This is a genomic window from Flavihumibacter stibioxidans, from assembly GCF_014332695.1.
In the GTDB taxonomy this organism is placed as follows: Bacteria; Bacteroidota; Bacteroidia; order Chitinophagales; family Chitinophagaceae; genus Flavihumibacter; species Flavihumibacter stibioxidans.
In genome coordinates this window covers 516,348-531,887 of the sequence record NZ_MBUA01000023.1, presented here as the reverse complement: position 1 = coordinate 531,887, position 15,540 = coordinate 516,348, and the positions used below count along the sequence as shown (strand labels likewise).

At 51.0% G+C, this 15,540-nt stretch carries 12 protein-coding genes; 9 read left to right on the top strand and 3 right to left on the bottom strand.

Features of this window, described 5'->3' with window-relative positions:
• The first annotated feature begins 25 nt into the window (after positions 1-25).
• The 3 genes from BC349_RS19865 to BC349_RS13655 are packed head-to-tail and all read left to right on the top strand — an operon-like array spanning position 26 to position 5,081.
• The gene (locus BC349_RS19865) at positions 26-166 is read left to right on the top strand and encodes a carboxypeptidase-like regulatory domain-containing protein (RefSeq protein ID WP_222840177.1); all 141 of its coding nucleotides are present in this window, start codon (positions 26-28) and stop codon (positions 164-166) included.
• Entirely contained in the window at positions 150-3,152 is a 3,003-nt protein-coding gene (locus BC349_RS13660; RefSeq protein ID WP_222840176.1) for a SusC/RagA family TonB-linked outer membrane protein, read from the top strand. The genes BC349_RS19865 and BC349_RS13660 overlap by 17 nt, the downstream gene beginning before the upstream one ends.
• A gap of 18 nt (positions 3,153-3,170) precedes the next feature.
• The gene (locus BC349_RS13655) at positions 3,171-5,081 is read left to right on the top strand and encodes a SusD/RagB family nutrient-binding outer membrane lipoprotein (protein ID WP_187257322.1); all 1,911 of its coding nucleotides are present in this window, start codon (positions 3,171-3,173) and stop codon (positions 5,079-5,081) included.
• 165 nt (positions 5,082-5,246) lie between these two features.
• Here the strand turns inward: BC349_RS13655 and BC349_RS13650 are convergent, their stop codons facing one another.
• The gene (locus tag BC349_RS13650; protein ID WP_187257321.1) at positions 5,247-7,904 is read right to left on the bottom strand and encodes a beta-glucosidase; all 2,658 of its coding nucleotides are present in this window, start codon (positions 7,902-7,904) and stop codon (positions 5,247-5,249) included.
• A gap of 149 nt (positions 7,905-8,053) precedes the next feature.
• Between BC349_RS13650 and BC349_RS13645 the strand changes: the two genes are divergently transcribed.
• Complete coding sequence (locus BC349_RS13645) at positions 8,054-9,520, top strand: alpha-L-fucosidase (RefSeq protein WP_222840175.1); 1,467 nt, start codon at positions 8,054-8,056, stop codon at positions 9,518-9,520.
• On the opposite strand, the gene BC349_RS13640 is transcribed toward BC349_RS13645, so the two are convergent.
• Positions 9,500-9,805: a hypothetical protein gene (locus BC349_RS13640; RefSeq protein WP_187257320.1), complete on the bottom strand. Its 306-nt coding sequence runs from the start codon at positions 9,803-9,805 to the stop codon at positions 9,500-9,502. The two genes, BC349_RS13645 and BC349_RS13640, sit on opposite strands and share 21 nt — an antisense overlap.
• Positions 9,806-10,103: 298 nt before the next feature.
• On the opposite strand from BC349_RS13640, the gene BC349_RS13635 reads away from it, so the two are divergent.
• From BC349_RS13635 to BC349_RS13620, 4 genes are read left to right on the top strand one after another with little or no spacing between them, the layout of a single operon-like run.
• Positions 10,104-10,544: a thioredoxin family protein gene (locus tag BC349_RS13635; protein ID WP_187257319.1), complete on the top strand. Its 441-nt coding sequence runs from the start codon at positions 10,104-10,106 to the stop codon at positions 10,542-10,544.
• Positions 10,528-11,487 (top strand): FAD:protein FMN transferase, encoded by a 960-nt coding sequence (locus BC349_RS13630; RefSeq protein WP_187257318.1) that lies wholly within the window; start codon positions 10,528-10,530, stop codon positions 11,485-11,487. The genes BC349_RS13635 and BC349_RS13630 overlap by 17 nt, the downstream gene beginning before the upstream one ends.
• On the top strand, positions 11,484-11,705 hold the full coding sequence (locus BC349_RS13625; protein WP_187257317.1) for a DUF4266 domain-containing protein: 222 nt from the start codon (positions 11,484-11,486) through the stop codon (positions 11,703-11,705). Before BC349_RS13630 ends, BC349_RS13625 begins: the two co-directional genes overlap by 4 nt.
• 16 nt (positions 11,706-11,721) lie before the next feature.
• Entirely contained in the window at positions 11,722-12,912 is a 1,191-nt protein-coding gene (locus tag BC349_RS13620) for a DUF3570 domain-containing protein (RefSeq protein WP_187257316.1), read from the top strand.
• Positions 12,913-13,037: 125 nt separating this feature from the next.
• On the opposite strand, the gene mqnC is transcribed toward BC349_RS13620, so the two are convergent.
• On the bottom strand, positions 13,038-14,162 hold the full coding sequence (gene mqnC / locus BC349_RS13615; protein WP_187257315.1) for a cyclic dehypoxanthinyl futalosine synthase: 1,125 nt from the start codon (positions 14,160-14,162) through the stop codon (positions 13,038-13,040).
• 113 nt (positions 14,163-14,275) lie between these two features.
• Between mqnC and BC349_RS13610 the strand changes: the two genes are divergently transcribed.
• Positions 14,276-15,493, top strand: a complete 1,218-nt coding sequence (locus tag BC349_RS13610) for an aspartyl protease family protein (protein WP_343063718.1) — start codon at positions 14,276-14,278, stop codon at positions 15,491-15,493.
• Positions 15,494-15,540: the final 47 nt, after the last annotated feature.

The following is a 15,540-nucleotide window of genomic DNA, read 5'->3' as shown; positions in this document are numbered from 1 at the left end:
TAATTATAAATCAAAATTGACTGCAATGAAAAAAACGACACAGCGGTTGTTGTTGTTTCTCATGCTGGTTTTTTGTGCAGCCATTTCCGAGGCTCAGCAAAAAATAGTATCAGGAACGGTTAAGGACAACAAGGGGGCACCTGTTATTGGTGCTTCGATTCTATGAAAAGGGAACTACCAACGGTAGTACTACAGATGAAAACGGTATTTTTCATCTTGCCGTAAATGATGCCAATTCCATTCTGGTGATCAGTGCCATCAATTTTCTGAACCAGGAAATTACTGTTGGAGCCAACAGCAATTTTGATGTGGTATTGCAGGCAGGTTCGGGAAACCTCGATGAGGTGGTGGTTACTGCCCTGGGTATCAAGCGCCAGAAAAAGTCCCTGGGTTATGCGGTTCAGGAAGTTAAGGGAACTGCGCTGGCAGATGCCCGTGAGACCAACCTCGCCAACGCCCTGACCGGTAAGGTGGCGGGTTTGCAGGTAGTTCGCTCCAGTAATGGTGCGGGTGGTTCTTCCAAAATTGTACTGCGTGGTAACAGCTCCCTGAACGGAAGCAACCAGCCCCTGATTGTGGTGGATGGTACTCCCATTGACAACTTCACCGGTACAACCGAGAACGGTTACTGGAGCGCTGGCTTCGACCGGGGTAATGGCCTGGGTGATATCAACGCGGAAGATATCGAAAGCATGTCCATTCTGAAAGGACCGTCTGCCGCAGCGCTCTATGGTTCCCGCGCCGGTAATGGTGTTATCCTGATTACCACCAAATCAGGCCGCAAGCAGAATGGCCTGGGTATCAGCTTCACCATGAACCAGGGTGTGGAGAATATCTTCATGAAGCCTGATATCCAGAACAGTTTCGGTCAGGGTAATGAAAACATTTTTGATGCTACCAGCCAGTTAAGCTGGGGTCCGCTGGCCACTGGCCAATCGGTTACCAAGTGGGACGGTACTACTGCTCCGCTGACTACTTCACACGACAACGTGGACAATTTCCTTCGTCAGGGTACCACCCAGAGTTATAACCTGGCTTTCCAGCAACAGTTTGGCAATACCGCTGTGTATAGTTCCCTGGGTCGCTGGATTGATAAAAGCATCATCCCCAACAACCAGTTGGAGCGTACCAACTTCACTACCAGGGCTACTACCAAATTTGGTAAGAACAATCGCTGGACGACTGACATGAAAGTGTCATACAATAACACTTCCGGTTTTAACCGTCCCATCAATGGTCGTGATGTGAGCAATGTATTTACTTTATACACCATGCCACGTTCCATGAATATTAACGATTTCGCACAAACGAAAAACCAGGATGGTAAGATGATCTGGTACCAGGGTGCCCCCGGCTGGCAGAACAACCCATACTGGAACGCCGCCTATAACCTGAACGAGGATGTAAGAAACCGTTTCCTCATGAACGGTTCCGTAAAGTATGCGTTTACCGACTGGCTGGATGCTGAAATCAAGGCTGGTAGCGATATCTATACCACTACCACGCAGCGTAAAGTATATGCCGGTAGCAATCGCGCCAATGAATACAGCGAAACCCGCCAGACTTTTTCAGAAACCAACTACAGCGCCCTGATCACTGCGAAAAAAGACGATGTGATCGGTAAATTTGGTGGTGTTGTTACAGTGGGTGGAAACCTGATGGATGCCAAAAGCACCAATATCGGTGTGTCAACCGGACAGCTTGAGGTGCCCGATGTGTTCTCCCTGACCAACGGTGTGAATGCACCTGGTATTTCACAGTCCCTCTTCAGGAAAAAGATCAACTCTGTATATGGCTCCCTGGGAGTTAATTATAACGGATTCATTTACCTGGATATGACCTTCCGTAACGACTGGTCGTCTGCCCTGAGTAAGGAAAACCGTTCTTATTTCTATCCCTCTTTCAGCCTTTCTTATGTCTTCACAGACATGATGGAAACCATGGGTGCCAATACGCCTTCCTGGCTGAGTTACCTGAAGCTGCGGGCATCCCATGCTTCTGTGGGTAATGACCTGAATCCGTTTAACCTGTACAATGGCTATAGCATCGGCCGCGGCCCCAATGGTACTACGGTTGCTTCCAGGATCGGAACTTTAAAGAATGAAGCAGTAAGGAGCGAATTGAATAAAAACCTCGAGTTTGGTGTGGAAAGCCGTTTCCTGAACAACAGGCTGGGACTTGATTTCACCTGGTATAAGTCAAACGCTACCAACCAGCTCATTACCATTCCGATGGACCCGCTCAGTGGTTATAGCGGAAGAATTGTCAATGCCGGTAATATCCAGAACAAGGGTATTGAGTTTATGCTCGACTACCGTGTGCTGAACAATCCTAAGTCACTCACCTGGAATATCACCGCCAACTACTCCCGCAACGAGAATAAAATCGTTGACCTGGCCAGCAACCTGGATGTAAACAGGTATGACCTGGGTGTTTTTGACGACCTGTTTATTCGTGCCAATACCGGTGCTTTGTATGGTGATATCTATGGTACCAGGTACCTGCGGGTGGATGATCCTGCAAGCCCGTTCCATGGCCAGTTGCTGTTAAACTCTAACGGTCTTCCCCAGCGTACAACGACCCTGTCTTTGCTGGGTAACCAGCAGGCCAAAGGTTTATTGGGTGTAACCAATACTTTCAATTACAAAAATTTCGGACTTTCCTTCCTGGTGGATGCCAGGCTGGGTGGTGAGATCTTCTCTGCCTCCAATACCAGTCTTCAGCGTTTTGGTGTAGCAGAAGTAACTGCTCCCGGTGGAAAGCGTGAAACATTTGTAGTGGATGGTGTTATCCAGGATGGTGCCGGTGGTTATGCCAAGAGTACTATTGCGGTTACTCCGCAGCTGTATTATAGCCAGATCTCCACCCTGGGTAACCTCGGTGTAGGAGAAGCCTATACGTATGATGCAACCAATATCAGGTTGAGAAATGTACAGTTAAGCTATCAGTTCGCTAAATCAATGTTGGCAAAAACACCTTTGCAGTCTGCACGTATCGCCCTGTCCTGCAACAACGTATGGATGATCAAGAGCCATCTGAATGGTATCGATCCTGAGTCTGTATTTGCAACGGGTTCAAATGCTGTAGGTTTTGAGAGCGGAGCCTTCCCTACCATGAGAAGCTTCCTGCTCAGTGTAAATATTGGTTTCTAATTCATAATAATATTTAATATGAAAGCATTATATAAATACGCTGCCATGCTGGCTCTATCGACCTCTGTGTTGTCTGGCTGCAGCAAATTTGAAGAAATAAACGAAGACCCCTACCTGGTGACTGAAGACCAGGTACAGGTAGAATATTTTATTAACAATGCCATCATGAGCGCACAGCAGGATCCGCACATTGCTGAGCGAATCTTCGTGCTGTACTGGAAAACCGCCGGACACCAGCAACTGGGTGGTGGTATTTCCACCGGGACCCATAACGACGGCTGGTCCAGTGATTATTACGGCAGTGGATATATGGGTGGCTGGCTCAATGCCATCACCACTGGTATTCAGGTAGCCGAGCGGCAGATTGCCAATGGTACCGGCAAGTCCTACACCAACAACCTGATGCAGATTGCGCGTATCTGGAGGGCTTACCTGATGAGTGAACTGGCCGATACATTCGGACCTATTCCGGTGAATGCTTTCCAGGGCACCAACCCCGAATTCAGTTCCGTAAAGGATGTTTACTATTTCATGCTGGAGGAACTGAAAGACGCTTCTTCCAAATTGGATCTTCAGGCTACCAAGCCGGATGCCAAATTCGACCTGGCTTACGGCTTTGATTATGCGAAGTGGCAGAAATATGCCAACTCCATGCGGCTGCGTTTGGCCATGCGCCTCTCTGAAGTTGACCAGACCAAGGCCAAGTCCGAGTTTGAAGCGGCGGCTGCCCTGCCATTGTTGTTAACTGCTGGTGAGAACTACCAGATCCAGGAGAAAACTGGATGGGATGCGCTTACTGGTGTGATGACCAGGGAGTGGAACTACTTCCCGCTTTCTGCTACCCAGCACAAAGTGATGATTGGTTTGGGTGGAATTCCGACTGCAGACCAGGTAACGGGTGCAGACAAAATTGCCGCCATTAAGCCGATTGACTATATCGGCCTGAAGCTGGATGACCACTTCACTTCCATGACCAACGATCCTTATGCAGGATACTGGCTGGATGGTTTGCCTGAGATCGTGGATCCCAGGGCATATAAGGCCTTCGTGATTCCGGGCGATGTGACCAATCCTGATTTCAATGCTTATCCATCATGGGACCAGTCGGCAAAGACTACCCAGCGTAACCTCGTGGATGATGCGGGTGCCGTGGTGAAGACCATTGATGCCAAGAATACCTGGAATGCTTCCGTGAATGGCGACTGGGGTTCCAAGGGTGCCAAAAACCAGGTGCGTGCTTACAATGGTGCTATGCCAAGGCTGGCCCATAAGTTCAGGAATAGTTCCAACAAGCGCATGTTCTTCGCCAACTGGGAAACTTATTTCCTGCTGGCGGAAGGCGCTGCCCGCGGATGGGCCGTACCTATGTCCGGACAAGATGCGTATGAAGCAGGTATCAGTGCCAGCTTTGAGTATTGGGGCGTGAGCAATTTTGCTGCAGCCTACAAGGCATCTACTTCCTACAACAGGAATGGTACTTCTGTAAGCTGGACACATACTGCTGAACCCGGAAACACCCGGACCATGACTTACGTTAATGGTTATACGAATACTCCTGGTACAGTTACTGTTAACTACCCTGTAAACAACCTGTACAAGGGTGGCGCGGTTCGTAATGATCTCATCACCAAGATCATCACCCAGAAATTCATTGCCCAGAACCCATGGCTTCCCCTGGAAACCTGGAATGATCACCGTCGCCTTGGCCTGCCGTTCTTTGAGAACCCGGCCATTGAAAGACCACTGGTTAACATGCCTGCACTGACTGCGGCTAATTACAAAACCAGCCAGGTGAATTTTTTCCCGCAGCGGATCAAGTATCCTTCCAGCCTGTCATCCAGCAACCAGGCAGGTTACAACCAGGCCGTTGGTTTATTGGGCGGTCCGGATGATAACCTGACTCCGCTCTGGTGGGCTCAGAAGCCATAATACTTAGGTGTCTGACATGTGGTGTCTGACATCTGAGATTTACGGATTCAGAAATCATAGATGTCAGACACTACATGTCAGACACCACATGTCAGACACCTTACTTAGTAGCAATCAGCCGGTCGTTCCGAGAGGAGCGGCCGGCTTTTGTTTGGAGGGTAACCGTTATTCCTGCACGATTACAGATCCTTTCAGCCGGATATCCCGGGAAGAAGATCCGATCAGGAAGCGGAATTCACCCGGTTCCACCACTCTTTGGAGTTCCCGGTTGAGCATGCTTAATTCTTCGCTGCCGATGGTAAAACTTACCTGGCTTTTTTCACCGGATTGCAGGTGAAGTCGGCGGAAGGCTTTTAGTTCCAGCACCGGCCTTGCTACCGAGGACAGCAGATCACGGACATAAAGCTGAACCACTTCTTCCCCGGCCAGTTTACCGGTGTTGCGGACTTTGAAACTGATGCGCAGAGTGTCTGTGGCTTTGATGCTGGCGGAGGACATACGGAGATCGCTGTATTCAAAATCAGTATAACTTAGTCCATATCCGAAGGGGAACAGGGGTTGCCCGCTGAGGTTGTGGTAGTCATCACCCCGGCCCGTTGGCTTATGGTTGTACACCAGCGGGAGCTGGCTTTCGTGCACGGGGAAAGTAATGGGTAATCTGCCGGCCGGATTGTAATCGCCGAACAACACATCCGCCACAGCATGTCCGCCTTCTTCCCCGGGATACCAGGCCATCATCACGGTATTTACCTGGTTGAGCCAGTTGCTCATGGTGATGGCGCTGCCTCCCGTAAGCAATACCACCACGGGTTTACCGGTTGCAGCCACCGCCCTGATCAGGTCTTCCTGTGCTCCGGGCAGGGAAAGAAAAGCGCGGTCCTGGAACTCACCCTCATGAATACCCGCCACTATAACGGCAATGTCTGATCGCTTTGCGAGGGCCACCGCCTCGCTGATTTTTTTATGGCGATCGTTTGGCTGTGCCGCCGTCCAGATCAGTCGGATACTTCCGTTCGCCACCGGCTCATGGAACTCCACTTTGATGTCATAGGACTTGCCCTTTTCAAAATTGAAATCCGTTAAACTGGTGCGGTAGCTTTGTTTTCTCCAGTTGTCGATGACCAGTTTGTTGTCGAGCCATAAACGGTAGCCGTCATTACCATCCAGTCCGATGTTGAAGGTACCGGTTTCGGGTGCGCTGATCTTTCCCGTCCATCTGGCGGAATAGAAATTGTTGCCTGTTTCTTCCGATGGACCAAAGAGAGTCCAGGAAAAATTGAGTTCCCTGTCCTGCCGGCTGAGTACCGGTGGTCCCGCCAGGCTTACATTTTTGAAATAGACAGCTTTCAGTCCGGGTTGCCCCCCGGAACTCAGGGCTGTTGCCGGGACTATGTTCCAGTTGCTTTCCTGGATACCTGCTCCTTCTGCAAATTCAACGCGAATCTTTCCCGCTCTTTGCCTGATGCCATCCAACATGTTGACCGTGCCATTGCCTTTACCGCTGTAGCCGCCCAGTCTGCCTGCTATTGCTTCGGCGCCGATAACGGCAATGCTTTTGATATCCGGGTTTAAAGGCAGTGTATGGGCGGCATTTTTGAGTAAGACAAATGACTCCCTTGCTGCCTGCCTGGCCAATGGTTTATGGATTTTGTTTTTGAGCAACTCCTTCACCAGGTCTTCGGTTACATATGGCTGTTCGAATAATCCCAGTTCAAATTTTGCATGTAAAACCCGGGCCACTGCGTCGTTGATGCGGCCGGAATCGATGGCGCCATTCAGGAAGGGAGGCTGGAATAATTTGTAATGGTTGTAATCGGTCTGGAAGATGACATCCATTCCGTTGCTGATGGCGTGTTTACCTGATTCGGCATAATCCTTTGAGGTGTTGTGTAATACGACTTCACCACCAACGGCATTGGCATCGGAAATCACAAAGCCGGTAAAGCCCCATTCCTTTTTCAGTTTTTCTTCCAGCAGCCAGTGGTTGGAAGAGCTGGCGATGCCGTCCAGGGAGTTGTAGGATGTCATGATGGATCGGGAGCCTCCCTTTTGAATGGCTGCCTTAAATGGGGGCAGGTATATCTCTTCCAGCAATCTTTCATTCATATGGATCGGGTAGCTGTCGCGGCCGCCATCACCCACATTGGCGATAAAATGTTTGGGAGTGGTGATGATGCCCATTCGTTCAAAAGCCCCTACAAAGCTGACTCCCATCGCACTTGAAAGGAAGGGGTCTTCGCCATAGGTTTCCTCTGTGCGGCCCCAGCGCGGGTCGGCAGCGATATTCACTACGGGGGTGAGGATATCGCGTATTCCCCTCGCTTTGGTTTCGGTTGCGATGGCATGGGCAACCTTGCCCATCAGTGTGGTATCCCAGGTGGCAGCCAGCGCTATTGCCTGCGGAAAGGCGGTGGCGCCATCCCGCACCAAACCATGCAGGGCTTCATCGAAGGCTATAACGGGAATCCCTAACCGGGTTTGCTCCACGAAATATTTCTGGATGGCATTGATTTTCCTGGTCAGTGCCAGCGGGTCTTCGGAGGTGTTGTAGGAGAGTAGTTGTCCGCCTGCATCACCCTTTGATGCGGCGCTGACCTGGAACCCGAATAATCCGTTCCTGTATTGTTCTGGTGCCGCCTTATCCAGGTCGCCCGGGATCATGAACAACTGCCAGAATTTTTCTTCGGGTGTCATTCGCGTCAGCAAGTCTTTTACCCTGGTTTCTATGGGCAGTTTCGGGTTTTTATAAGGAGGGATGGATTGGCTGTGCGCGGAGGAGGCACCGATGAATAGTGTTATGGTGAGTGCGAGGAGGCGATTCATATTACAGGCTGCTTAAGTGGCTACGATTTTACGACAATAGCCCGTGCCGGAATACATTAATTGGTTTAATTTCTTGTTCATTTTTATCCTGCATGCTGTTTTAAAGGATTAGACAGTGAATAATTCAAATGGCTTGATTAAATTGATGCATGGCCATCTATATGAATAGCATCAAACAAATCCTTGCCGGACTGGTGATGACCGGCTGCTCCCTGGGTCTGTCCGCCCAGCAGCATAATTTCTCGCATGAGTACATTGTTCCCACCGATCCTTTGGTGAAAGAGAAACTGGCGCAGTGGCAGGACCTGAAGTTCGGGCTCTTCATGCACTGGGGCATTTACAGCCAGTGGGGTGTGGTGGAAAGCTGGAGTATCTGTCCCGAGGATGAAGGCTGGACGGTCAGGCGCGGACCCTATTCTGCCACCTATGATGGCTACAAAAAAGCGTATGAAGGATTGCAGAAGACCTTTAACCCGGTGCAGTTTGATCCCGCGAAATGGGCCAGGGCGGCAAAGGATGCGGGTATGAAGTATGTGGTCTTCACCACCAAGCACCACGATGGGTTCAGCATGTTCGATACCAGGCAGACCGATTATAGGATTACTTCGCCCAATACGCCGTTCAGTTCAAATCCGAAAGCCAATATCGCGAAGGAAGTGTTTGAGGTATTCCGGAAGGATGAGTTCATGATCGGGGCATATTTTTCGAAACCCGACTGGCATGACCCTAATTACTGGTGGCCCTATTTTCCGCCGAAGGACAGGAATACGAATTACGATCCGAAGAAACATCCGGAGAAATGGGATGCTTTCAAACAGTTCACGCACCGACAGATTGATGAGTTGATGACGGATTACGGCAGGGTGGATATTCTCTGGCTGGATGGTGGCTGGGTGCGGCCTTATCACACCATTGATACGAGTATTTCCTGGCAGCGTACGATTCCGTATGAGCAGGATATTGATATGCGTACGGTGGCCGCGGCGGGCAGGGCAAAGCAACCCGGGTTGCTGGTGGTGGATCGCACGGTGGGGGGCGAGTTTGAGAATTATGTCACGCCGGAGCAGACCATTCCGCCGGGAGTATTGGATTATCCCTGGGAGAGTTGTATCACGATGGGAACTTCCTGGAGTTATGTGCCGGGTGACCGGTACAAGCCTGCGCAGGAGATCATTGGCATGTTATTAAAGATCGTTTCGCGTGGCGGTAGTTTGTTGTTGAATATCGGTCCTTCGCCGGAGGGTGATTTTGACCCCGATGCCTATGCGCGGTTGGCCGAAATCGGCGACTGGATGAAGGTAAACGGCGAGGCGATTTATGGCACTGTTCCCCTGGCGCCGCATGAAAAGGATGGGCTGTTTTTCCTGCAATCGAAGGATGGGCAACGTGACTTTATTTTCCTGGCGGGGGATGACAAGGGGGTGGTAAACCTGCCGGAAAAGATTGTTTTGCCTGGCTATGAGTTACCTGCCGGGGCAAAACTTGTTTGCCTGGCGGATAAGCGCGCGCGGATTAAAGCGGAAAGCAGCGGGGGCAATACCACGCTGGTACTTCCCAGGGGGTTGCGTGCCCGCAAGGACCTGCGCTATGCCGTATCATTTGCGGTGAGCCGGTAGGGTAATGGTGACCGGGGAGGTTTTTCGTTTTCCGACTCGGCTCATGATCCAGCCCAGCGTGAAGGTTGGGATGAAGTCGGTAAAGGGCAGGATTTCTTCTGCGAAACCAAAGAGTCCGCCAATGGCACCTTTGAAGCCGCCTCCGAATAATTTATAGAACAGGAGTCCCGATATGGGCGCCCAGATGATGTCGCCGAATTCACCCAGGAAGGGAACGGCATAGGTAAAATATCCCACGGCATCCAGTGCCAGGCAGAGGGCGAGGGAGGGTGTAGATTTAACCATTGACATGTTGTACGAGCCACCCGGTTAGGTGACCGGATGGGCGATTATCAGACGGAATTTCCGCCCCCGGGGTTGTATGCCCCCTGTTCACCCGTCGGGTGGCACCCGACGGGTGAACAGGCGAAGACCTCGGTCGTCCCCGCCGGTGGGGAGTTTTTCAGGGATTATTTTACGGCTGGCGGGTTCCTCACCCGTCGGGTGCCACCCGACGGGTGAACGACCGTTAAAGTTTCCCTAAGTGATATATATTACTTTTTGGGGGGCAAGGCAAGGGTAATTTGCAGTCAAATTCTCCTGAATGAAGTGGATCCTTTTGATTTCGGCCATGTTTTGGTTTGCCCCCGCCGCACAGTGGGGCAATGATTTTGAAAAAGCGAAAGACCAGGCCTCGAAGGAACAGAAACTGATACTGCTCAATTTTTCGGGCTCCGACTGGTGTGGCCCCTGTATCCGCCTGAAAAAGGAAATCTTTGCCAGCGACACTTTCAGCCAGTTTGCTGCAGCAAGGCTGGTACTGGTGAATGCGGATTTTCCCCGGGCCAAAAAGAACCAGCTCCCGGCTGCACAGCAGTCCCACAACGATAAACTCGCGGAACAATACAATACCAAAGGCAGTTTCCCCATGACTCTCCTGCTCTCCGCCGATGGCAGGGTTATCAAGTCCTGGGAGGGTTATCCCAATATGGACGCGGAAGGTTTTGTTTCCCAACTCAAACAATTGGATGCCAGCCGCCCCTGATAACTTTCAAATCACAGGCGACAATCTCTTCAGGAGAACCCTGAAGTTGATGGGGAATCGTTTTGAAATAAGCGTGGTGGCAGAAGATGCGGATAGGGCAGAAAAAGCCATTGAACTGGCGGTGCTGGAAATTCGCCGCATTGAAGCCTTGCTGACTACTTTCCGGCCCGATAGCCAGGTGAACCAAATCAATGATGCGGCGGGTATCCGCCCGGTGAAAGTTGATCAGGAAGTAGTTGAACTGATCATCCGCGCGTTAAAGATCTCGCGCCTTACCCAGGGTGCTTTCGATATCAGTTACGGATCTATTGACAAAAGACTCTGGAATTTCGATACCAGCATGACGGCCCTGCCCGACCCCGCCATTGCCCGCCAGATGGTGCGGCTGATCAATTACCGGAACATCATCCCGGATGAAAAAGCCAGCACGGTATTTCTAAAAGAAAAAGGCATGCGCATAGGTTTTGGCGGTATCGGAAAGGGTTATGCGGCGGACCGGGCGAAGATGGTTTTACAGAAAGCCGGCATCCGGAGCGGCATTGTCAACGCCTCCGGAGACCTCAGCACCTGGGGATTGCAGCCCGATGGCAAACCATGGACCATCGGCATCGCGGATCCCGATTCGGCAGGCCATCCCTTTTCCTATATGGACATCACGGATATGTCGGTGGCCACTTCGGGCAACTATGAAAAATTTGTGGAGATCTGCGGCAGGAGGTATTCGCATACCATCGATCCGAAAACAGGATTTCCGGTGAGCGGCATCAGGAGCGTAACGATTATTAGTCCCGTTGCCGAAATCGCCGACGCTATGGCCACACCGGTGATGGTGATGGGTATCAGAGTGGGACTGGACTTGATCAACCAGATGCAGCAGATCGCCTGTATTATCATCGACGACCACAACAGGATTTATACATCAAAGAATATAACACTCAAATGAAACCAATTCTTTTAACATTGCTGACGGGCGGACTTCTCACGATGATCTTACCCGCATGCACAAACGTAAAAGAGTACCAGAAAAGCCGGCTGAACGATGCGGAGATGGTACTCGGTAACCGCAAGATCGAAAAGACAGAACTGAGTTTTCAATCCTACCGTGAAGGCGCATCCGGTGCCAATGCGGGCAAGTCGGGCGGGGGCTGCGGCTGTAATTGATCATCAATCCATAAGTATGAAAAAAATTTCACTGACCGTCATCGGTCTGTACCTGGGCATTCTGGCGGCGTTTTCGCAGCCGAAACCAGACAGCGTTTACCAGTCGAGGAAACTGAAGATAGAAGAGATTAACCTGGTATCGAGCTATTACCACCAGGAAGGTGATCATGCTGCGGTAACCGGCGGCATCGGTTCGCAGAAGCTGACGGATATTTCCAACTCCCTGGAGATTAAGCTGAACCGCTATGATAAAAAATATCGCAAGCAGACCTGGTCGCTGGACCTGGGAATAGACCACTACACTTCTGCCTCTTCCGACAAGATCGATCCCAAGACCCTGACCTCCGCTTCGTATGCGGATACCCGTGTGTACCCAACACTGGCCTTCAGTCGTGAGAACGAAAAGAAGGGAACTGAATTCGGGGTGGGCGCCTCGTTTTCGGCGGAATATGATTATACATCCATTGGCGTGAACGGGCATTTTTCCAAAAAGACCAAAAACCGCATGGGCGAGTTTTCCGCCAAGGCGCAGGTTTATCTCGATCAGATCCACCTGATCTACCCGATGGAACTGAGAGACGGGGCATCACCGGAAAAGTTGAAAACCGGGTCGGATGCACGTAATTCCTTCAGCGGTACTTTTTCCTGGTCGCAGATCGTGAACCAGCGCCTGCAGCTGATGTTCCTGCTGGACCTGGTGCAGCAAACCGGTTATTTGTCACTGCCTTTCAACCGGACCTATTTCGACGATGGTTCCGTGCATGTGGAGCGATTGCCGGACAGCAGGTTCAAGCTGCCGCTCGGTTTTCGGGCCAATTATTTTGTGGGGGATCACCTGGTGCTGAGGGGCTATTACCGCTATTATATGGATAACTGGGGCTTGAAGGCCCATACGGCCAGCCTGGAAACGGCCATCAAGGTGTCGCCCTTCTTTTCCGTGAGTCCGTTTTACCGGTATTACCGGCAGACGGCGGTGGATTATTTCAGGCCCTATGCCGCACACAAAGCCGGTCAGGATTACTACACCAGCAATTATGACCTCTCGGAATTCAACAGTCATTTCTTTGGTTCGGGTATCCGGCTGGCGCCACCGGCGGGGGTATTCGGGATCAAACATTTCAACAGCCTGGAGTTGCGCTACGGGCATTATACCCGCAGTAATACCTTGCAGTCGAATATCATCTCATTGCATTTGAAGTATAAGTAGGGGTAGGTGTCTGACATGTGGTGTCTGACATCTATTATTTCACGATTCCACTCCCCCAGATGTCAGACACCACATGTCAGACACCTAAACTTCACCCGTCGGGTGCCACCCGACGGGTGAAAAATTTAATAGGTGATCACCTGCTCTTCGATGGCAGCGGGCAGTTCGCGGAATTCGTATTGCTGGTTGCGGAGCTGGGGTTCAAAACCGGCTTCGCGGATGGCGTCCTGGATGCTGCGGTAGGTGAAGCGGTGCGGGGCGCCGGCGGCACTGACCACGTTTTCTTCGATCATGATGCTGCCGAAATCGTTGGCGCCCGCATGCAGGCAAAGCTGCGCCACTTCCTTGCCAACCGTCAGCCAGCTGGCCTGGATATTCTTCACATTGGGCAGCATGATGCGGCTCAGGGCGATCATGCGGATATATTCTTCCGGGGTCACCAGGTTCTGCACACCGCGGATCCGCGCCAGCAGGGTGTCCACATCCTGGAAAGTCCAGGGTATAAAAGCGATGAAACCCTTTGCATGCTCTGGCTTGCGGCTTTGCACTTCGCGCAGTTTCACCAGGTGTTCGAATCTTTCTTCGATGGTCTCCACATGCCCGAACATCATGGTGGCGGAAGTGGTGAGGTCGATCTTATGCGCTTCGTGCATGATATCCAGCCATTCCTGCGCACCGCATTTCCCCTTGCTGATAAGGCGGCGAACACGGTCGATCAGGATCTCGGCACCGGGACCCGGCAGGGAATCCATGCCCGCTTCCTTGAGAGCCGTCAGCACTTCATGGTGTGATTTCTTTTCGAGCTTGCAGATATGCGCCACTTCAGGTGGCCCCAGGGTATGCAGTTTCAGGTTGGGGAAAAGCTGTTTCAACTGCCTGAAGAGGCTGGTGTAGTAGTCCAGCCCCAGTTCGGGGTGATGGCCACCCTGCAGCAGGAGTTGTTCACCGCCATAGCGGAAGGTTTCGGCAATCTTCTCCTTATAGGTTTCGATATCGGTAATATAGGCTTCCGCGTGTCCGGGGATGCGATAGAAATTACAAAACTTGCAATTCGCAATACAAACATTGGTGGTGTTCATGTTGCGGTCGATGATCCAGGTTACCTTGCCATGGGGCACCTGGATCTTCCTCAGCTCATCCGCGATGTTCATGAGATCGGTCAGGGGGGCATGGTGAAAGAGGTAAACCCCTTCTTCAGCGGACAGGAACTCAAAATTTTTTGCCTTACGGTAGAGCTCGGATAATTGCATGGGCATCAGCTTATAAATGGAGGAACAAAATTAGGTCTTTGAATGTTGGAATGTGACGGATATTTTATGACCAACGGCATTGATACTGATTAAATAGGTAGTAAATTCATAATGTGCGATCTATACTTGCCATTTTTACCGCCATTATCCTCACCTGCAGTTTTATCCAGCCCGCTGCAGCGCAGGAATATTTTTCCAGGCCCGCAGCCCAGCTGATCACAAATTTTAAATTCCGGCAATACAGCGGTGGTGTCGTAATGGTGCGGGCCAAGCTTGATCAGTATCCCGACTCCCTCAATTTTATCCTGGATACCGGCAGCGGCGGCATTTCGCTGGATTCCGGTACCGTGGACCGTTTGAAGATCCCGAGTGAGGCTACCGACCGCACCATCCGCGGCATCGCGGGAATCAAAAAAGTAAGGTTTGCCAACAACCACAGCCTGCATTTTCCCGGACTGACGGTTGACAGCCTGAATTTCCACATCAATGATTACGAGATCCTGCACAGTGTATATGGTGAGAATATTGACGGCATCATCGGGTACAGTTTTTTCTCCCGCTATATCGTGAAGCTGGATTACGATACCAACCGCGTGTACATCTATTCGAAAGGATATATGAAATATCCAAAAGGCGGATACCTGGTGAAACCCAATCTGGCCACGATACCGGTAACCATCAACCGAATCAGGGATGAAGCCGATATCACCACCCGGTTTTTCTTTGACACCGGTGCCGGACTATCCCTGTTGCTCACCGAGGATTTTGTGGGGGACAGCAGCCTGTACAGCAAGAAGAAAAAGATTTATATGACCCAGGCCGAAGGGCTGGGGGGGAAGGCTTTCATGAAAATCACCACCACCAAAGAATTCCGGATTGGCCCCTACCGGTTCCGGAAAGTGCCGACATTCATTTTCGAGGATGAGTTCAATGTTACTTCCTACCCCTACCTGGGCGGACTGATCGGCAACGACCTGCTCCGCCGTTTCAATGTGATCCTGAATTATGAACGGCGTGATATCTACCTGGTACCCAACCGGCATTACCGCGATGCCTTCGACTATGCCTATACCGGCCTCGGGTTTTATTTTATCAATGGCCAGGTGACCGTTACGGATATCATGCCCGGATCACCTGCAGAAAAAGCAGGTTTCCTGGAGGGTGATATCATCATCGCGGTAAATAATAATATGTCGAGAAACATTCAGGAATACCGTAATATGTTACAGCAGGTGGGCATCAGGCTGAAATTCCTGGTGGTGAGGAAAAAGGATGGAGACCTGGAGGAGTTGTATATGAGGGTGGGAAGTATTTTGAAGAAGAAGAAGTGAAGAAGTGAAAAGGTGAATGGGGCCGGCCGGCAATGAAAGGTATTGGG

Coding starts and splice junctions, on each gene's coding strand:
- BC349_RS19865 (WP_222840177.1), top strand. CDS start 26: ATGAAAAAAACGACACAGCGGTTGTTGTTGTTTCTCATGCTGGTTTTT.
- BC349_RS13655 (WP_187257322.1), top strand. CDS start 3,171: ATGAAAGCATTATATAAATACGCTGCCATGCTGGCTCTATCGACCTCT.
- BC349_RS13650 (WP_187257321.1), bottom strand. CDS start 7,904: ATGAATCGCCTCCTCGCACTCACCATAACACTATTCATCGGTGCCTCC.
- BC349_RS13645 (WP_222840175.1), top strand. CDS start 8,054: ATGGCCATCTATATGAATAGCATCAAACAAATCCTTGCCGGACTGGTG.
- BC349_RS13640 (WP_187257320.1), bottom strand. CDS start 9,805: ATGGTTAAATCTACACCCTCCCTCGCCCTCTGCCTGGCACTGGATGCC.
- BC349_RS13635 (WP_187257319.1), top strand. CDS start 10,104: ATGAAGTGGATCCTTTTGATTTCGGCCATGTTTTGGTTTGCCCCCGCC.
- BC349_RS13630 (WP_187257318.1), top strand. CDS start 10,528: ATGCCAGCCGCCCCTGATAACTTTCAAATCACAGGCGACAATCTCTTC.
- BC349_RS13625 (WP_187257317.1), top strand. CDS start 11,484: ATGAAACCAATTCTTTTAACATTGCTGACGGGCGGACTTCTCACGATG.
- BC349_RS13620 (WP_187257316.1), top strand. CDS start 11,722: ATGAAAAAAATTTCACTGACCGTCATCGGTCTGTACCTGGGCATTCTG.
- mqnC (WP_187257315.1), bottom strand. CDS start 14,162: ATGCAATTATCCGAGCTCTACCGTAAGGCAAAAAATTTTGAGTTCCTG.